The 16,222-nt window shown below is 64.6% G+C and carries 20 protein-coding genes; 10 read left to right on the forward strand and 10 right to left on the reverse strand.

The window, feature by feature from the left end:
* Positions 1-46: 46 nt before the first annotated feature.
* Complete coding sequence (locus E2L06_RS13685; protein WP_138782172.1) at positions 47-1,420, reverse strand: TIGR00341 family protein; 1,374 nt, start codon at positions 1,418-1,420, stop codon at positions 47-49.
* A 189-nt stretch (positions 1,421-1,609) separates the two neighbouring features.
* Here E2L06_RS13685 and E2L06_RS13690 point away from each other — a divergent pair, with 189 nt between their 5' ends.
* From E2L06_RS13690 to lwrS, 3 genes are all read left to right on the forward strand, one after another.
* Positions 1,610-2,269, forward strand: a complete 660-nt coding sequence (locus E2L06_RS13690) for a helix-turn-helix domain-containing protein (RefSeq protein WP_138782173.1) — start codon at positions 1,610-1,612, stop codon at positions 2,267-2,269.
* Positions 2,270-2,374: 105 nt separating this feature from the next.
* The gene (locus E2L06_RS13695) at positions 2,375-2,656 is read left to right on the forward strand and encodes a 4a-hydroxytetrahydrobiopterin dehydratase (protein WP_138782174.1); all 282 of its coding nucleotides are present in this window, start codon (positions 2,375-2,377) and stop codon (positions 2,654-2,656) included.
* 19 nt (positions 2,657-2,675) lie between these two features.
* Positions 2,676-3,071, forward strand: coding sequence for an LWR-salt protein (gene lwrS / locus E2L06_RS13700; protein ID WP_138782175.1), 396 nt, complete (start codon positions 2,676-2,678; stop codon positions 3,069-3,071).
* A gap of 73 nt (positions 3,072-3,144) precedes the next feature.
* Here the strand turns inward: lwrS and E2L06_RS13705 are convergent, their stop codons facing one another.
* Entirely contained in the window at positions 3,145-3,378 is a 234-nt protein-coding gene (locus tag E2L06_RS13705) for a hypothetical protein (protein WP_138782176.1), read from the reverse strand.
* A 451-nt stretch (positions 3,379-3,829) separates the two neighbouring features.
* On the opposite strand from E2L06_RS13705, the gene E2L06_RS13710 reads away from it, so the two are divergent.
* The 3 genes from E2L06_RS13710 to E2L06_RS13720 are packed head-to-tail and all read left to right on the forward strand — an operon-like array spanning position 3,830 to position 5,416.
* Positions 3,830-4,063, forward strand: a complete 234-nt coding sequence (locus E2L06_RS13710; RefSeq protein WP_138782177.1) for a MarR family transcriptional regulator — start codon at positions 3,830-3,832, stop codon at positions 4,061-4,063.
* Positions 4,050-4,619 carry an HTH domain-containing protein gene (locus tag E2L06_RS13715; RefSeq protein WP_138782178.1) on the forward strand — a complete coding sequence of 190 codons (570 nt, stop codon included), beginning with the start codon at positions 4,050-4,052 and terminating at the stop codon, positions 4,617-4,619. Before E2L06_RS13710 ends, E2L06_RS13715 begins: the two co-directional genes overlap by 14 nt.
* Positions 4,616-5,416 carry a beta-ketoacyl-ACP reductase gene (locus E2L06_RS13720; RefSeq protein ID WP_138782179.1) on the forward strand — a complete coding sequence of 267 codons (801 nt, stop codon included), beginning with the start codon at positions 4,616-4,618 and terminating at the stop codon, positions 5,414-5,416. Before E2L06_RS13715 ends, E2L06_RS13720 begins: the two co-directional genes overlap by 4 nt.
* A 109-nt stretch (positions 5,417-5,525) precedes the next feature.
* On the opposite strand, the gene E2L06_RS13725 is transcribed toward E2L06_RS13720, so the two are convergent.
* Complete coding sequence (locus E2L06_RS13725) at positions 5,526-5,999, reverse strand: hypothetical protein (protein ID WP_138782180.1); 474 nt, start codon at positions 5,997-5,999, stop codon at positions 5,526-5,528.
* A gap of 159 nt (positions 6,000-6,158) precedes the next feature.
* Between E2L06_RS13725 and E2L06_RS13730 the strand changes: the two genes are divergently transcribed.
* Together E2L06_RS13730 and E2L06_RS13735 are read left to right on the forward strand one after the other, a co-directional pair.
* Positions 6,159-6,794, forward strand: a complete 636-nt coding sequence (locus tag E2L06_RS13730) for an HAD family hydrolase (RefSeq protein WP_138782181.1) — start codon at positions 6,159-6,161, stop codon at positions 6,792-6,794.
* A gap of 81 nt (positions 6,795-6,875) precedes the next feature.
* A complete protein-coding gene (locus E2L06_RS13735; protein WP_138782182.1) occupies positions 6,876-7,199 on the forward strand; it encodes a hypothetical protein in 324 nt (107 codons plus the stop codon).
* Positions 7,200-7,356: 157 nt separating this feature from the next.
* Here E2L06_RS13735 and hemA read toward each other — a convergent pair whose 3' ends face one another.
* The 4 genes from hemA to E2L06_RS13755 all read right to left on the reverse strand — a co-directional run bounded on the left by hemA (position 7,357) and on the right by E2L06_RS13755 (position 10,970).
* Complete coding sequence (gene hemA, locus E2L06_RS13740; RefSeq protein WP_138782561.1) at positions 7,357-8,685, reverse strand: glutamyl-tRNA reductase; 1,329 nt, start codon at positions 8,683-8,685, stop codon at positions 7,357-7,359.
* Complete coding sequence (locus E2L06_RS13745; protein WP_138782183.1) at positions 8,685-9,341, reverse strand: bifunctional precorrin-2 dehydrogenase/sirohydrochlorin ferrochelatase; 657 nt, start codon at positions 9,339-9,341, stop codon at positions 8,685-8,687. The genes hemA and E2L06_RS13745 overlap by 1 nt, the downstream gene beginning before the upstream one ends.
* 26 nt (positions 9,342-9,367) lie before the next feature.
* Positions 9,368-10,450 carry an Lrp/AsnC family transcriptional regulator gene (locus tag E2L06_RS13750; protein ID WP_138782184.1) on the reverse strand — a complete coding sequence of 361 codons (1,083 nt, stop codon included), beginning with the start codon at positions 10,448-10,450 and terminating at the stop codon, positions 9,368-9,370.
* A 115-nt stretch (positions 10,451-10,565) separates the two neighbouring features.
* A complete protein-coding gene (locus E2L06_RS13755) occupies positions 10,566-10,970 on the reverse strand; it encodes a DUF5778 family protein (RefSeq protein ID WP_138782185.1) in 405 nt (134 codons plus the stop codon).
* Between the two features lie 147 nt (positions 10,971-11,117).
* Between E2L06_RS13755 and uppS the strand changes: the two genes are divergently transcribed.
* On the forward strand, positions 11,118-12,050 hold the full coding sequence (gene uppS / locus E2L06_RS13760; protein WP_138782186.1) for a polyprenyl diphosphate synthase: 933 nt from the start codon (positions 11,118-11,120) through the stop codon (positions 12,048-12,050).
* 84 nt (positions 12,051-12,134) lie between these two features.
* Here the strand turns inward: uppS and E2L06_RS13765 are convergent, their stop codons facing one another.
* A complete protein-coding gene (locus E2L06_RS13765) occupies positions 12,135-12,740 on the reverse strand; it encodes an undecaprenyl diphosphate synthase family protein (protein ID WP_138782187.1) in 606 nt (201 codons plus the stop codon).
* A gap of 158 nt (positions 12,741-12,898) precedes the next feature.
* Here E2L06_RS13765 and E2L06_RS13770 point away from each other — a divergent pair, with 158 nt between their 5' ends.
* Positions 12,899-14,224 carry a DUF92 domain-containing protein gene (locus E2L06_RS13770; RefSeq protein WP_138782188.1) on the forward strand — a complete coding sequence of 442 codons (1,326 nt, stop codon included), beginning with the start codon at positions 12,899-12,901 and terminating at the stop codon, positions 14,222-14,224.
* A 196-nt stretch (positions 14,225-14,420) separates the two neighbouring features.
* On the opposite strand, the gene E2L06_RS13775 is transcribed toward E2L06_RS13770, so the two are convergent.
* Positions 14,421-14,609 (reverse strand): hypothetical protein, encoded by a 189-nt coding sequence (locus tag E2L06_RS13775; RefSeq protein WP_138782189.1) that lies wholly within the window; start codon positions 14,607-14,609, stop codon positions 14,421-14,423.
* Between the two features lie 64 nt (positions 14,610-14,673).
* Positions 14,674-16,062, reverse strand: coding sequence for a DNA primase DnaG (dnaG, locus tag E2L06_RS13780; protein ID WP_138782190.1), 1,389 nt, complete (start codon positions 16,060-16,062; stop codon positions 14,674-14,676).
* Between the last annotated feature and the right edge of the window lie 160 nt (positions 16,063-16,222).

A 16,222-nucleotide genomic window follows, 5' to 3' on the forward strand; every position in this document is an offset into this window, starting at 1 on the left:
GCGGGCCGCCCGCTCTCGGGCTCACGACCCTCGAGACGGGCCGTATTCAAATGCCACGCGAAACCAGAAGCGGACCATCCTGAACGTCGGTTTCTTGCCCGTTGGCAGTGTCCCCCTGCTCGGTGCGCCCCCGCTGTTCAGCGACGACATACTGAACCTCGACGACGATCGGATCGTCGGTGTGGGGGCTGATCTCCCTGTAGAGGCGATCAGCGAGCCCCGGCTCCGGCCCGGCGCTCTGACTCGAGACCGTGACAACGACTCTCTCGACCGATTGGACCGGATAGTTGCCGTCGAGTTCGATCACGATGTCTTCGACCTCGAACTCGTCGTATCGGGGGTCCGTGAGAACGCCCTCGACCTCCGCTTCAGTGGCCGACTCGAGTTCGGTCGTATGAAAGTCGAGCAGGGTAACGCTGGCAAGTGGGACGGCCAACACCAGCAAGCCGATCCCGAAGATCGCCGCGTAGGTGTAGGTCGGCCTTCGCGTCGGCGACACCTCGAACAGTCCCTGGGGGCGATAGCCGGCGATCCACAGCGTCGCCAGGGCGGCCAGATTGACCGACAGGAGATTGACGATCACGAGGAGGGCAGCACCGATCGCCGCGCCGGACATCCCCCAGGCGACCGTGATCCCGACCGCAGCGGAGGGTGGAATGAGCGCTGCGGCGATCATGACGCCGACGATCGCCTCCGAGAATCCTCGCGTGAGACTCAGGATGCCGGCGATACCGGCACCCAGCGCGACCGCCAGCGAAAACAGGTTCGGCGCGACCCGCTCCTCGAGTTCGGTGGCGACGACGATGTCGACTCCCGCGGGCTCGAGGCCGGCCAGTCGAGCGAGCACTGCGAGCGCGATCGAGGCGGTGACTACCAGCCCGACGCCGACGAGCTGGTAACGAAAGCCGGTCGATGTGAGCCGAGCATCGCCGGTGACGATGCCGATATTGGCCGCGAGCGCGGGGCCAAGCAGCGGCGCGATGACCATCGCACCGATCACGACCGCCGGCGAGTCGACCAGCAGACCGGCGGTCGCGACGACAGCACTGATCAACAGCATCGCGGCGTAGATCGGAAACGGGGGCGTGAGTTCGTCGGCTTTCGTCCGCAGGACCTGTCTCGAGGTGCGCGCACTGGTCTGTCCGCCGTAGCTGTACCGTTCCTGCAGCGTCGCAAACCCCTCCGAGAGGACCGTTTCGGCGTCGATCACGACGACACGGGCCTCGTCGCCGACACCGGTTCGCTTGAGCCGGTCGAGGAGCGGTTCGACAGCCTGTGTCGGGACCGGAAACCGAACGACTGCGGTGTACTTCCGGCCGCTGGTTTCGTCGCTGACGACGTAATCGACCCCCTCTTCCTCGAGGATGTCGAGGACGGCCCGTCGTTTCCCCTCCGGGACCGTGATTTCCAGATACCGCATACGGGGGTCACAATCGGCCATCCGATAGTATCACGGGCAGCAGTGGACGGGTGCTTCTCCTCGTCAATTCGTAACCGTCGCGGTCGGTAGCGACCCCGCTTGCCGACTCGAACGCTGGACTATCACTGATCCCGACAGTCAGGCTCACCGTAACAGCAGTTTTTACGCGATGGCGGTGTACGACGTGTGATGTCGACGATAGCTGACCTCCGGCTTCCGGCGGCGGAGACAGCGCTTGCGACCACGTTCGAGCGCGCACCGGCGGCGACGTTCGAACTCGAGTCGTCGGTCTCGAAGACGCGTCCATCACTGTGGGTGAGTGGTGTCGATCGCGAGACGGTCAGTGCCGCGTTCGCGGCCGACCCGTCCGTCGAGACCGCGGAACTGCTCGTCGAAACCGACTCGCGGCTGCTGTACGACGTGACGTTTACCGACGAAACGGGACCGAACCGGCTCTGGAACGAACTGCTGGCAGACGGCGGCTCGCTCCTCGAGGCACGCGCGACCGATGGCTGGTGGCAGGTGACGGTTCGCTACCGCACCCGCGACCAGCTCTGTGATACCTACGAGCGGCTGGTCGAGCGCGGGATCAACGCCGACCTCCGGCGGATCACTGATGTAACCGACACCGACGGCCACGAGACGCGGCTGACGCCCGAACAGCAAGAGGCCCTTGAAGCCGCCCTCGAGCACGGCTACTTCGAGATTCCCCGCGGCGTATCGATGGAGGAACTGGCCGACGAACTAGACATTTCACACCAGGCGCTTTCCGAGCGGTTTCGTCGTGCCTACGAGACACTGGTCGATGCCGAACTCCAGCCCGCCAGCACGGAGTCGCGCCGTCACTGATGGTGGATCGGCCGCCGACCGACCGCAACGGACACGAACCGCGGGACTACGGCCGAATGAGAACACGGGACAATCATTATTTGGGTGGCTTGCGTTCGCCCTCATATGGCTGATCTGCTTTCCGACGAGGAAATCGAAGCGCAACTCCCCGAGGCATGGGAGCGCGAGGGCGACGAGATCGTCCGGGTCTACGAGTTCGACGACTACCTTCGCGGCGTCAACTTCGCCCAGATGGTCGGCGAAATCGCCGAAGCGCAGTTTCACCACCCCGAGATGATCATCCGCTACTCCGGCGTCGAGATCCGGCTGACCTCCCACGAGGCAGGCGGCATCACCGACGACGACATCGGGATGGCGGAACTGATCGAATCCGAGCACAGCGAGTAAACCGACCACACCGCTCTCGATGGACGCCCGCTACGCCTTCCGCGTTCGGGTTCGCATAGAGCCCGCCCACGACGACGTCTCCATAGAGCCGAGCAGCGCCGAGACGACGGTCACGCTCTTTCGCGAGGCGCCGGAGCCGGGCACCGACGGCTGGCTCTTCTTCCGGAACACGCTGTGGCGCGGCGAGGTCGGCGACGAGGACTACGCTCGCCACCTCGCTGCAACGTGGCTCGGCGTCCCCGAACGAACCATCCACGCGATCGAGTTCCGGGAACTACAGACCGACCAGGAGTATTTCGACGCCCTGAAAGCCGAGATCGCGGCCGATCTCAAGCCGTTCAAGGCCGACACCGTCTCGGAAGTCATCTCGAAATATCTCGGCTCGAGCGTTCGAGTAACCGAGACGGACGAGTAATCGACGTGAGGGGGACGTCGGGAGTTCCACTCGACTGACTTATACGGTCTAAAATGACTGATAATCGCCCGTATCAGCCCACATCCTCGGGATCGAGCTCTTCGAGCCGACTCGCCGTCACCATCGCCCGGTCGGACGAGCCGAGGTGATACGCGCCCGAACAGAGCTTACAGCGTGTGAAGTCCTCGGGCAGGCTCGAGTGCGGTCGCTCATAGACCTCCCGCGCATGCGAGAGGCCCTGACACTCGCGATAGTCGTGGTAGCGAGTGGAGCCGGCGGCGACGTAGACGGTGTCGTCGTCGCTCACGGTCGCCCACCTTTCCGCCTCGCGTGGAATCGGTTCGGAGCCCGTGTCCGCCAGCGGTCCGTGTCGAAGAGTGGTTCGGCGGCGTCGGCTGCTCGATACGAGGAACGCGACTGTCGTGATCGTATCATCGTGATGGAGCTGGTGGCTCCCCTCCCCCAACCCATGCGCCAGTACCAGAAACTGGTATATGAAATTATTGCCCGCTGTGACACTCAGGTGAGTAGATATGTTTGCAGCCGATTACACCGTCATGGATCAGGTTCTAGTCGCGACCGCCCGCGAAACCGACTTCAGTCGCACGGTGGGCAACGACGAGGTGTCTACGTCGAAATCTCCGCGCACGGATTCATGAAAGATATTAGGTGGTAATATGCCACACTAACAGTAATAATGATGAATGATAACATGTTCCCCTTCATCTTTATATAATTACTTGTGGGCGTCTTCGGTGATGTCTTCGAGCGAACACCAGTTGGCAACAGCAGGCGAACTCGCGGTTCCAGACGAACTTACGTCACCACAGGCGAAACTCGTCTATCTCTCGGTTCTCGTCACCGACGAGGCGAAAGCGACCGATCTCCAGCAGATGCTCGACCTGTCGAAACTCACGCTCTTTGCCGTCCTCGAGTCGCTCGCCGCGCGAGACCTCATCCGGCGCACTGGAGATTGCTATGTCTGCCGATAACGCCGCCGACATCCCGGGTCTCGAGACCGACCTAGCGGGCAACGTCCGGGTCGATTGTTACGTTCGCTCGAGCGTACCGGCCGCCGTTTCCAAGCGGATCACGGTGCTGGTCGAACGACTACGGACGCTCGAGGAAATCGGTATCCTCGACGACGTGCAGGTCACTCAGTGGCCAGCCGAACACACGATCGGGGACACGGATCAGCCGACGCGGCAGGAACTCGTCGACGAGTTCGACGAGTGGGCGACAGCGCACGGCTGTTCGCTCGAGCCGGGGTTCTGTCGGCGACAGACCACCCCATCACTGCTTGGCATCGACGAACCGTGTGAATCGCTTCGGGTTCCGCTGGTGGCGCTTGCACTCTCCGACGCTGCCGGTGACGGCGACGCAGACGGACTTCGGGGCGTCGTCCCGTGTACGAAACTCGACCAGACGGATGGCGAGCGAACGTATACCGTCGACGAGTGGCTCACGGCCGTCGAACGGCATGTGTCGGAGGCAGTGCCCCACGGTAGCCAAACGGAACAGCGAGCCACGCTAGAGGGGTCACGATGACAGCGCAAACAATCGGTGAAACGAGCGGATTGGAACTGCCGTCCCGACAGCCGCTTGCGGACCGCACGTGTCTGGTGACCGGCGCGTCGCGGGGGATCGGGCGCAGCATCGCGTGCGAACTGGGACGCTACGGCGCGACCGTCGTCGTCAACTATCGCTCGTCGGAAGCGGCCGCCCACGAGGTCGCCGAGACGATTTCAGCCACCGACGGCGAGGGAGCGGGGTACCCGATTCAGGCCGACGTGACGGACCGTGACGACGTCGCTGTCATGCGCGAGGGCGTCCACGACGAACTCGGCTCGGTCGATGTCCTCGTCAACAACGCAGGGATCACGCAGGACCGGCTCTTTTCCGACATGACTCCCGAAGAGTGGCACCGCGCGATCGACGTCTCGCTCAACGGGGCGTTCAACTGTACGCACGCTTTCTACGACGACATCAAAGCCGCCGACGATGGTCGTTTGATCGCCATCTCGAGCGTGGTCGGGAAACAAGGCAACGTCGGGCAGGCAAACTACGCGGCGGCCAAAAGCGGCCTTTTCGGCTTCGTTCGCTCGCTCGCACTCGAGTTGGCACCGTCGGGTTCGACCGCCAACTGTATCGCCCCCGGCTTCACGCGGACCGAGATGGTCGAGGCCATCCCGGACGACGTGCAAGGGGAGATCCGCAAGGACATTCCGCTAGACCGGTTCGCTGACGCGAGCGATATCGCCGGGCTCGTCCGCTATCTCGCCAGTGAAGAAGCGGGGTATATCACCGGCGAAGTCATCGACGTCAACGGCGGTATTGACCTCTGACTTCGCTCGATTGAGCCTGCACGACGCCGCCCGCTGGCGACGGGTCGGCGAGACGCGCTCCCGGTTAGCGTGCTCTTCGGGCCGATCGACTCGTCGGCCGGCGTAGCCGTTATCGATCGCGGGCGGGCGTGTCCGCTCCGCTGTCGTCGCTCAACTCGTCGATGTGAGCGAACTCGTCGAACGGCGCACACGCATCGATAAGCGCCTCGAGCGGACCTGGAAGGTCGTCGAATTGAAAGGAACCGGTTCGGTGATCGTACGAAATGACGTCGGCCGCCGCCAGCATCGGGAGGTCGACGTGGGCGAGCGCGGCTTCGACCTGGTCGGATCGACGCTCGGGCACGTCGGCCGGCGACACCCGATCCAGTCGAGCGGCGACGCGTCGTGCGAGGACACCTCTCTCCCGGACGTCGCCGTCCAGTAAACAGTACAGCACACATCGCCGGCGTCGGTCGCGCAGGACGCTCAGGAACTGGTCGAGATCCGGCGTCCCCCCATCGGCGACGATCGACATCGCAATTCGGTCGGCGTCGGCAGCCGTGTCCCGATCGTGGCTGCCGGAACCGGCATTCCGCTCGGACATGGTATCAGCCACATGTACTACCTTGTTATAACTTTGGGTAATTCGACATAATCTTTCACTCAGATCGTCAGCGCATAATTGGAACGGCCGCGGCGGTCGATGGGGTGGAGCGATCCAGCGACAGGCATTTACTCGAGAACCCCGTACAGTTGTGTCCGAATGGCCGCCGAACCGGACTACGACTTCTGGCTGCTCGACCTCGATGGCACCCTCGTCGATGTCGAGTGGTCGTATACGCGGGAGGTGTTCGACCGAGTCGGCGACCGGCTGGGCCGTCGGTTCACCGACCGGGAGGCAGACATCCTCTGGAACGGGCTGACCGGTTCCCGGGACCGCCAGCTCGAGGAGTGGGGCGTCGACTCCCGCGAGTTCTGGGACGCCTTTCACGAAGAGGAAGACCCGCTCGTGCGGGCCGAACAGACCTACCTCCACGACGACGCCGCGTTCGTCGCCGACCTCGATGCACCGGTGGGACTGGTCACTCACTGTCAGGAATTCCTTTGTGAACCCGTGTTGAATCACGTCGGGATTCGTGACTGGTTCGACGCGCAACTGTGCTGTACCGAGGAGACGGGCTGGAAACCCGATCCCGATCCCGTCGAGCGTGTCATGACCGAACTCGGCGTTGCCCATAACGGCCATCGGGGGGTGCTCGCGGGCGACGGTGCAAACGACGTCGGCGCGGCCTGGAACGCTGGCCTCGACGCGATCCACGTCGAACGGGTCGGCCACGACCGCCGTGGCCGATGTGTCCTCGGCGACTATCGCGTCCAGTCGTTCGACGACCTCCATTGATATAACGCGGGTTCGTATTCACATATTGTTACCAATTTCTCGACAGGAAAGCTTATGACGAGATGCCCGGGTTATCGGAGCATGGCACGCGATACGCCGGTAGAAAACAGAACCGATTCCGAGATACAGCTGCCGAATCTCGTGACGATCGTCGGCCGCGGCGTCCCCTCGAATTACGAAGTCACCGTCGACGGCGACCTCGAGATGCTGGCGGCCGATCCAACGGCTGAAGCGACCGTCGTTTCGGGCGGCGTCGCCGAGGGCTCGATCGACGTCGGCGTCCAGCGCTTTCGCTTCTCCGGCGAGATGGCAAACGTCCGACTCGTCGACTGGAACGGCAACCAGGCGCCCGACTCCGCGAGCGTCCCGACGGTTCACGTCGAGTACGGCGCGCCGCAGCGATAACGCGTCGGCCGCCGGCAGCCGGGCAGTGAAACTGCCGACTGACAGGGTCCGCCCGGCTGCCGAGTGACACCACGTTCTTCTCCGCGCGCTCGAGGAGCGAAGACAGAATCGTACGTTCTCGCTGACTCGACGCAAGCGGCGCGGATACCGCGTCGGATCAGTCGTCGTCGGTCGCGCTGACGCTCGTGTCGCCGTTTACCGTGGCTGCCATCGAGGGTGGTGCGATCGGGCCGTCGTTCGCACCGAACTCCGGATTAAAGAGCTGGAGGGCAGTGTGGATAGTGCTCCAGTCGTCCTCTGCGGCTGCTTCGCGGAGGCTCTTGGTCGGCGGTGCGAGCAACTGGTTGACCAGCGAGTCGGCCATCGCCTCGACGATCTCGCGTTGCTCTGCGGACACCTCGTCGCCGCCCAGCCGAGAGAGCGCCGTCTCGACCTCTCGCTCTTTGATCCGTTCGGCGGACTCGTACATGGCAGCGATGGCCTCGTCCGCGCGAGCGCGTTTGTACTGTTCGATGAGCAACTCGAACTCGTGGTCGATCATCGTCTCGACCTCGTCGGCGGCGTCGGCTCGCTGCTCGTGCGTCTCGGCGGTGATCGACTCGAGGTCGTCCAGATCGAACACCTGCACCGCGGGCAACGAATCGGTCTCCGGTGCGACGTCCCGGGGCTGACCGAGATCGACGATCACCTGTGGGTCCGTCTGTCCCTCGAGATGGTGGGGTTCAACGACTGGCTCGTCGCTGCCGGTCGCTGCGACGACGACGTCGGCGCGGGCTGCGACCCGCTCTAGGTCCTCGAGCGAGACGACGGTGGTGTCGGTCTCGTCGTCGACGTCGTTGATGAGATGTGTTGCGCGCGAGACGGTGCGGTTGGCGATGACGAGTTCGTCGACGCCGGCAGCTGCGAGACTCCGGGCGGCGAGTTGTCCCATCTCGCCGGCACCGACGACCAGTGCGGTCGCCCCCTCGAGATCGATCTCCTGGGCGGCCCGTCGCGTCGCAGCCGAGCCAAGCGAGACGACGCCCTCGTTGATCGCGGTCTCGGTTCGAGCGCGTTCGCCGACGTGAATCGCCTTTGTGACGGCGGCCTCGAGCATCGAGCCGACTCCGCCGGCATCACGGGCGTCCTCGTAGGCGGTCCGAACCTGGCCAATGATCTGATCTTCACCGATAATCACCGACTCGAGGCCAGCAGCGACACGCAGGAGATGGCGCAGACTCTCGTTGTGGTCAGTGGTGACGACGGCGTCGTCCTCGACGCCAGCGAAAAACTCAGCGAGAGCGGCTCGGCCGACGACGTGGTCCGGTCCGACGACGTATGCCTCGACGCGGTTACACGTCGACAGGACGTACGCTTCTTCGATATCGGGCACGGTCAACAACTCGGTCACGGCGGTCGTCTGGCTCTCAGGGCTAGCAGCGGCGAGCTGGTCGACGGTCCCACACTGGTGTGTGACACGCGCTGCGGTGACGACGCCGGTCGAGATCACGACCGATCACCCCCAGTAGACAGATTCTCGGCGAGCACGTCCTCGATCACTTGGGGACTGTTGGAAGTACCTGTACGTAAAGCTGTCCAAACATCTGGGGAATTGACCAGGTCAGTGACGATCTCGCGCCGCCGATCGGCTGCCACGTCTCTCGATTTGAGTTCCTCGCGCACCCTCGCACAGACCTGTGCCATCTCGCCGGCACCCGAAAGGGTTTGCTCGAGTTCCTGTCGCAGGTACTTGCTCAGTGCGGGTGCTTGCCCGCCGGTCGCGACCGAGACGACGACGGGGTCGTCGCGGACGGTCGCGGGAACGACGACGCTGCCGGGGTCGCGATCTCCCGACCGGTCCGCACGATTGACGAGCATGCCCTGCTCGCGAGCTGCGTCGGCGACGGCGTCGTTGATCGCGTCGTCGTCGGTCGCGGCGACGACCAGTGCAGGGGTCGTCCGCTCGAGCCAGCCCGGAATCTCGTCCGGGTCGGGTGCGGCCCGCACGAGTTCGGCCCCGCCGAACTCCCGGTCGGCAAAGGTCGGACTGACGACGATCACGTGGGCTTCACGGTCGAACCGCCGGGCTTTCCGTGCGCCAACGTGGCCGCCGCCGAAGACGAGCACCGTCGTGTCGGTGAAATCGTGCAAGAGTGGAATCATGGAGGGAACGTTGCTACCGCAGGGCGTTACTGCGCTCTGGTGTTCGCGTCGGCGCGTTCGTCCAGTCGAATCCCGGTTTTCTTCAAGATCTGTGTCGAAAACAGGGAGTCCCAGTCGTCCTCGGAGACGTCCCAGTACTCGCTCATGGTCTCGCGGACCTGTTCGATACGCTGCTGGCTTTCGTCCTTGCTGCGGCCATGGGTCATCGCGAAGAAGTTGTACGGCCAGACGCCCTCGTGGCGCGGCCGCCGATAGCAGTGCGTGACGAAGGGCAACGCGGCGACCTCGGGGCCGACCTCGGGGACGACTTCGTCGGGGACGTTCCAGACCGTCATCCCGTTTTCCGTATAGCCCAGCGCGTAGTGGTTCGGCACGACGCCGATCCGTCGGATCTTCCCCTCGCGCTCGAATCGTGTGATCGTCTCGAGCACCCAGTCAGTCTCCTGGCCGATCACGTCAGCCACGTCCGCATACGGCGTCTCAGTCAGCGGGACGCCGCCTTGGATCTCGAGGACGAGGTCGCGTTCGGCCGGTGACAGCGTCGAGTCGTCGGTTGGGGTCACGTCGGGACTGCGCTCGGACAGGTCGATCCCGGCGGCCGCGATGTCGCCGTCGCCGTCGAGCGGGCCGTCGACGTAGAACTTGGCTTCGACGCGGAACTCGCGCTGCTTCGGCAGGTTGTACGTCTTCTGACCCGTCTCGGCTTCGATCTCGGCGAGTACCTCCTCGACGCGGTCCTCGTCGGCGACGCTGACGACGAACCAGACGTTGAGGTGGGGGTGCTCGCGCTCGTAGTTGTGGGCTACCTCGCGGTGGTCGTTGACCTGGTCGACGATTTCGTCGAATCGGTCTTCAGGGGCGTGCATGGCGACCAGCGTCGCCGCGCCGCCGATCTCCTGGGCGTTGACGAGCGGCCCGAACCGCGAGAGGACGCCGCGGTCGTCCAAGTCGCGAATCGTCTCGAGCAGTCCCGTCGCGTCGATGTCGACCCCGTTCTCGCGCATGGTAGCCGCAGCAGGCTCGAACGGTTGTTCCACGACGGGAAACCCGCCCTGAAAGGCGTTGACGACCGCCCGCTCGCGCTCCGTGAGGTCGACGTCCGTATTCATACGTGATTCTCGGAACTACCGAAGTATAAGCAACTCGGAGCCGGCTCTCCGAACCGACTCGTGATCGCGTGAGGAATCGTCGACGAGTCGAGCTCGTCGATCGTCTGGACCGAGACTACTCGCCTTCGACGCCGGTCACGTCGAAGCCCAGTTCGCGGATGTCTTCGAGAATTGCCTCGTGGTCGGCGCTTGCCTCGTAGTAGATGACGATGTCGAAGCTGCCCTCGCGCAGCAGTTGCTGGCACTCCCAGACGAACTCCTCGTCCTCTAAGGTCAGTCCCTGGTGCTGGTTCGAGGAGAAGTCGGTGTCGTCGTTGCCCGAGTAGACATAGCAGTCTTTCGGGTCGTGGCCCGCGTGCTCGGCGATGATGTCGCCGACGTCGATCGTCGCCTGCATCATCTTGACGTCTTCCTGGCCGTCGTAGTCGGTGTGGACGACCGCGCCGTTGAGTTCGATCTCACCGGGCTCGAGCAAGGCCTTGGTTCGCTGGTAGAGGTCGTCGTCGATTGCGTCTGCCATTGGACGGCCGTACTCAGGCTGGACGGATAGCCGTCACGGTTCCCGCGTTCCGAGCCGCGACGGCCAACTGTCGGCCCGCGTAACTGCTACCCATTGTCGTCCAGTCCCACACAAGACACATAGTTACCGGTGACCTTCAACCGGGTAATGAAGCGGTGGCTCCGTCAGCGCGTCGACGCGGCCTACGAGCGGTTACTCTCAAGAGAGATCTCCGGCGCGCCGACCCACGTCGCGGTGATTCAGGACGGGAACCGACGGTACGCTCGAAAGCAGGGCGGCGACGCCCCCGAGGGACACCGCGCCGGCGCGGAGACGACCGAACGCGTGCTGGAGTGGTGTCAGGACATCGGCGTCGAGGAGTTGACGCTGTATGCGTTCTCGACGGAGAACTTCGAGCGCCCGCGCGACGAGCGAGAGGCGCTGTTCGACCTCCTCGAGTCGAAACTCCGCGAGTTCGCCGACGCAGACCGCGTCCACGACAACGGGGTCCACATCCGAGCGCTCGGCGACGTCGACCGGCTCCCCGAGCGGGTCCGCGAGGCCGTCGCCTACGCCGAAGAGCGAACCCAGGACTACGACGAGTTCGTCCTCAACATCGCGCTGGCCTACGGCGGCCGCGCGGAGTTGCTCGAGGCCGTCCGCGGCGTCGCCGAAGACGTCGACGCGGGCGAACTCGAGCCAGCGGAGATCGAGGTCGAGGACATCGAACAGCGACTCTACGATCGGCCGGTGCGCGACGTCGACCTCATCATCCGGACCGGCGGCGACGAGCGCACGTCGAATTTCCTCCCCTGGCACGCCAACGGCAACGAAGCCGCCGTCTTCTTCTGTACGCCCTACTGGCCGGAGTTCTCCAAGACGGACTTCCTGCGCGGCATCCGGACCTACGAACACCGCCAGGAATCATGGCGTCGCACCCGTGCCCGACGCGCACTGGCCCTGCTGGGCGCGGTCAGCGAGCCGGAACTCGCCGACGCCCGCGCGATCGTCGACCGGTTCCGCGACTCGCTGCCCTCGAGCGAACGGCCCGACGCCGGCGAGTTCGAGACCGGCGACTCGAGCAGTCAGATCGCGGACTGAGACGGGCTGCTACCACTGTGTACCCGCGCACCCGCATGACGGGTCGCAGGTGCGCCGGAACTGACTGGGAGGAGTCCGTCTGAATTAGCGACCGAACCGGCGCGACCGATTACAGTATTCGCGAACCGCCCGCAGGAAATCCCGTTTGCGGAAGTCCCGCCAGTTGACGTCGGTAAAGTACAGCTCCGAGTAGACGGATTGCCAGATCATGAAATCCGAGAGCCGTTCCGCACCGGTCTTGATCACCAGATCCGGCTCGGAGGGGAACACGAGATGATCTTCGACGTTCTCGTCGTCGATCTCCGCGGGATCTAATTCGCCTGCATCGACGCGCTCGGCGAGGGTCTGGACGGCGCTGGTGAACTCGTGTTTCCCGCCGAGGCCGATCCCGATCCGGATCGGTGCGTCGGCACGTGCCTTGTCGTCGGGCCCGCGAACCGCGACTGGCCGCGGCGCGTCGATCCGCTCGAGTTCGCGTTGCAGCGCCGGCACCGCCGCCGCGTCGAGGACGCTGACGTAGACGGTCACCTGCGAGGCGTATTCGACGGTCCAGTCGAAGAAATCGGTGAGTGTCTCGTAGGCACCTCGCTCTAACAGATCGCGCTCGGTGATCACGAGCGCGATGTGATCGGGCGGGTCGCCGCCGTGGCGGCGGATTCGAAAGGCCAGATACCGTTCGTACAGTCCCACACCCGTGCTTTCGCGGCCGGTGTCATACGGGTTACGGGTTTCGGTAGAGGGATGACCGACAGCACTGATCGGACGAATACGGTGCTCAGACGGGTGAAAACCGACCCGAAGCGGGTTCACGAACCTTGAAGTAATCGCCACAGAAAGGGACCGATATCGTGACGGCACCCGTTCGGCAAGCTGGCGTGTTCGCAGCCCTCTGTACGCTGTCGCTTGCCGTTCCGCTCGCCAGCCCGCGCGCCGGGGCTGCGATCGCCGGCGCCGTCCTGTTGGGTGCCTACGTCATCACCGACGGCCCGCTGTTCGACCTGCTGGCCTACCCGGGTGACTACGAGGATTCGCGACTCTACGGCCTCATCACGCTCGTTCTCGCGGCGGTCGCGCTCGGGCTCATGGCGACCGCGGCAGCGATGCCGGTCGCCGTCTTCGTCGGAACGATCCTGCTCGTCGGCTACGGCAACCTCGGCGAGCAACTCGTCAGGCTGCGAACCGACGCCGCCGTCGTTCGGGTCGTCGGGTTCTGTCTGACGGCGGCCGTGGCAGCCGTCGTCGGCCAAGCCGTCACCCGCTCGCTCGCGGGCGACGCCGTCGTCTCGGCGCTCCCACTGCTCGTCTTTCTGGCAGCCAGTGGCGCGTTTCTCGCCGCGCTGTTGCGTGATGTCCTGTTGCGCTCCGACGACCCCATCGTCGTTCTCTCGGTCGGACTCTTGCTGTGGCTTCTCGCGGAACTCGAGCCGACCATCGGCCCGACAGAACTCCTCATCGCGCTCGCGGTCACCGTCGCGCTCGGATACACGTCCTACGCGCTCGAGACGGCCTCCATCGCCGGGATGCTCACCGGCGTCTTGCTGGTCTTGTTGACGACCGTCCTCGGCGGCTACGGTTGGTTTGCCGTCCTCGTCTCCTTTTTTGCCATCGGCGGTCTTTCGACGAAGTTCCGCTACGAGGAGAAGACGGCACTCGGCGTCGCCGAGGACAACAACGGTGCTCGCGGGAGCGGCAACGTCCTCGGTAACGCCGCGGTCGCGCTCATCGCCGTGCTCGGCTACGCGGCCAGCGACGCCGGCTTCCTCTCACACGAACCCGAGCTCTACCTGTTCGCCTTTACCGGCTCGATCGCCACCGCGATGAGCGACACCCTCTCGAGCGAGATCGGGAGCGTCTTCGACCGGCCGCGACTGATCACCACCCTGCAGCCGGTCGACCCCGGTACCGATGGCGGCGTCACCTGGCAGGGTGAACTCGCCGGCGTCGTCGGCGCAGCGGTCGTGGCCGCCATCGCCACCGGGCTCTTCCCCGAAGTGGGAATCGTCGGCGCAGCGATCATCGTCGCCGCGGGGATCGCCGGGATGACCGTCGATAGTTTGCTCGGTGCGACGCTCGAAGGATCGGTACTTGGCAATCAGGGCGTGAACTTCCTCGCGACGTTGTCGGGTGCGCTCGTCAGCGCCTTGCTGGTGGTTACGTTTGCCGTCCTTGGCTGACAGAGAGAGCGCAGGCACGGAACGACAACACCCATCGTCGTCGACGGTCGTGTTGTGTCCGGGCGGAGAAAACCCGTAGCCGTGAGAATCAAGAGCGCAGGACGGCGATCCGTCTCATACGGATCTCTCTCAATCATTGCCGGTGGGACCGCGACCGTCCTGCGGGCCCACCGGTACACAGGTACAGCAGACCGTCTCAGTCGTCTGCAGTGTTGAAGGCGTTGTCCGACGCTGTCGTCTCGGACGAGTGCTCGGATCGATCGTCGACGGGGTCGACCCAGTCGTCGGGCTCTGTGTCGGCTGTGTTGTCGGTTGTTGTCGCCCAGAACATCATCCAGACCCAGGCACCGAGGAGTGCGAGTGCGGCAGATACTGGGGGCGTCATTATCGGTCGCTCAGGACCGACAGCATATGAACCGCTCGGACCAGGCGAACGGTGAACCCTGCTGTCATTCCCCGTCCGGGTGCTGCTCGGCAACGTCGTCGATCGCGTGGATCCGCACGTCGGTCGGTCGTTTAGTGAACTGCCCGAGCGAGCGAGCGATGATCCGGTCGACGCCGCGGTCGGCCGCCAGGTCGAGCAGTCGCTGGTCGAGGATCCCATCGAGGACGACCGTCGTCGGCACCGGCTCGAGCGCCTCGAGCGCTCCGTAGGCGTCGCTCGCGTCGGCTTCGTCGATCGGCTCGGTGTCGACATCGAGAAACCGGACGCGATCGGTGGTTGCCCGAACGACCTCGGTCGCGTGCCCGTAGACTGTCTCGGGGGCGTGGTCGGTCTCGGGGTCGACAGCGGTCGCATCGGTGGACTGGGCGCCGGTCTCGGTGTCGGGCGCGTCCGGCTGTGGCTGGCTCGTCGCCGTCGCCTCGGCGTCGTCCTCGTCGATGGCTACGTCAGGTTCGGCGGTCGAGTCACAACTCTCCGTCCGGTCGGGTTCCGTCGGTGGCGTCGGTGACGTGGTCGCGTCGTCGGACGGCAGCGGTGCCGGCGTCGTACTGCCGTCGGTGGCGGCGACGGCTTCGCGGGGTTCGTTGAGTTCCGCGACTGTCTCGTAGGGGACCTTGTTCCGGAGGGCAGCAAACACTTCGTGGTGATCGAGTTCCTCGACGGAGCTGTCGGCGGGAGCGAACGCGACGTAATCGATGTCGCCGACCTGGGCGAGTTCCTCGAGGATGAGGTCGCCGCCGCGGTCGCCGTCGAGGAAGGCCGTGACCGTGCGGTGGCGAGTGAGTTCGGCAACCGCGTCGGGGACGCTGGTCCCCTCGACCGCGATACCGTTTTTGATGCCGTACTTCAGCAGCGTGAGAACGTCGGCTCGGCCCTCGACGACGATGATGGCATCGCTATCGGTGACCCGTGGGCCGGCGGGCAAGCCCTCGTACTCGGTGATGTCCTCGACGCGAACGTGTTGGCGGACCTCCGCCAAGATCTCGTCGGAGGACATGATCGAGTCGTCGAAGCCTGTCCGGAGGAGGTCCTTCGCGCGGGCGACGACTTCCTTGCGTTTCGCCGCGCGCACGTCCTCGATCTCACGGACCTCGAGGTCGGCCCGGCAGGGACCGACGCGGGTGATCGTCTCGAGGGAGGCGGCGAGCGTGGCGGTTTCGACTTTGTCGAGGCTGGTTGCGATCGTCACCTGGCCGTGAGACTGGCCTTGAGTGCTTGCGATTTCGACATCGATACGGCCGACTTTGCCGGACTGCCGGAGATCGCGGAGGTCGAGTTCGTCGCCAAGCAGGCCTTCGGTCTGGCCGAAGATCGCGCCGACGACGTCGCTGCGCTCGACGACCCCGTCAGCCGTGACGTCCGCGTGGATGAGATATTTCGACGTGTCTTCCATTGGAGATCTGTCCCCGGGAGGGGCGGTGACGCGGGAATCGCGTCCAGAGACCGGTTTATATATGATTTCGTTCGTGGGGGGCAAATAGCTGTTGACCTCGAAGACCGCACTTCTCAGACTACTGGGCAGCAGTCACGGCGACGCCGGTCGCATGCGTGCG

Source organism: Haloterrigena sp. H1, assembly GCF_005938085.1.
Lineage (GTDB): Archaea > Halobacteriota > Halobacteria > Halobacteriales > Natrialbaceae > Natrinema.

Bases quoted from the DNA above. Each gene is read 5' to 3' on its own strand.
- E2L06_RS13685 (WP_138782172.1), bottom strand. From the start codon at position 1,420: ATGCGGTATCTGGAAATCACGGTCCCGGAGGGGAAACGACGGGCCGTC.
- E2L06_RS13690 (WP_138782173.1), top strand. From the start codon at position 1,610: ATGTCGACGATAGCTGACCTCCGGCTTCCGGCGGCGGAGACAGCGCTT.
- E2L06_RS13695 (WP_138782174.1), top strand. From the start codon at position 2,375: ATGGCTGATCTGCTTTCCGACGAGGAAATCGAAGCGCAACTCCCCGAG.
- lwrS (WP_138782175.1), top strand. From the start codon at position 2,676: ATGGACGCCCGCTACGCCTTCCGCGTTCGGGTTCGCATAGAGCCCGCC.
- E2L06_RS13710 (WP_138782177.1), top strand. From the start codon at position 3,830: ATGTCTTCGAGCGAACACCAGTTGGCAACAGCAGGCGAACTCGCGGTT.
- E2L06_RS13715 (WP_138782178.1), top strand. From the start codon at position 4,050: ATGTCTGCCGATAACGCCGCCGACATCCCGGGTCTCGAGACCGACCTA.
- E2L06_RS13720 (WP_138782179.1), top strand. From the start codon at position 4,616: ATGACAGCGCAAACAATCGGTGAAACGAGCGGATTGGAACTGCCGTCC.
- E2L06_RS13725 (WP_138782180.1), bottom strand. From the start codon at position 5,999: ATGTCCGAGCGGAATGCCGGTTCCGGCAGCCACGATCGGGACACGGCT.
- E2L06_RS13730 (WP_138782181.1), top strand. From the start codon at position 6,159: ATGGCCGCCGAACCGGACTACGACTTCTGGCTGCTCGACCTCGATGGC.
- E2L06_RS13735 (WP_138782182.1), top strand. From the start codon at position 6,876: ATGGCACGCGATACGCCGGTAGAAAACAGAACCGATTCCGAGATACAG.
- E2L06_RS13745 (WP_138782183.1), bottom strand. From the start codon at position 9,341: ATGATTCCACTCTTGCACGATTTCACCGACACGACGGTGCTCGTCTTC.
- E2L06_RS13750 (WP_138782184.1), bottom strand. From the start codon at position 10,450: ATGAATACGGACGTCGACCTCACGGAGCGCGAGCGGGCGGTCGTCAAC.
- E2L06_RS13755 (WP_138782185.1), bottom strand. From the start codon at position 10,970: ATGGCAGACGCAATCGACGACGACCTCTACCAGCGAACCAAGGCCTTG.
- uppS (WP_138782186.1), top strand. From the start codon at position 11,118: ATGAAGCGGTGGCTCCGTCAGCGCGTCGACGCGGCCTACGAGCGGTTA.
- E2L06_RS13775 (WP_138782189.1), bottom strand. From the start codon at position 14,609: ATGACGCCCCCAGTATCTGCCGCACTCGCACTCCTCGGTGCCTGGGTC.
- dnaG (WP_138782190.1), bottom strand. From the start codon at position 16,062: ATGGAAGACACGTCGAAATATCTCATCCACGCGGACGTCACGGCTGAC.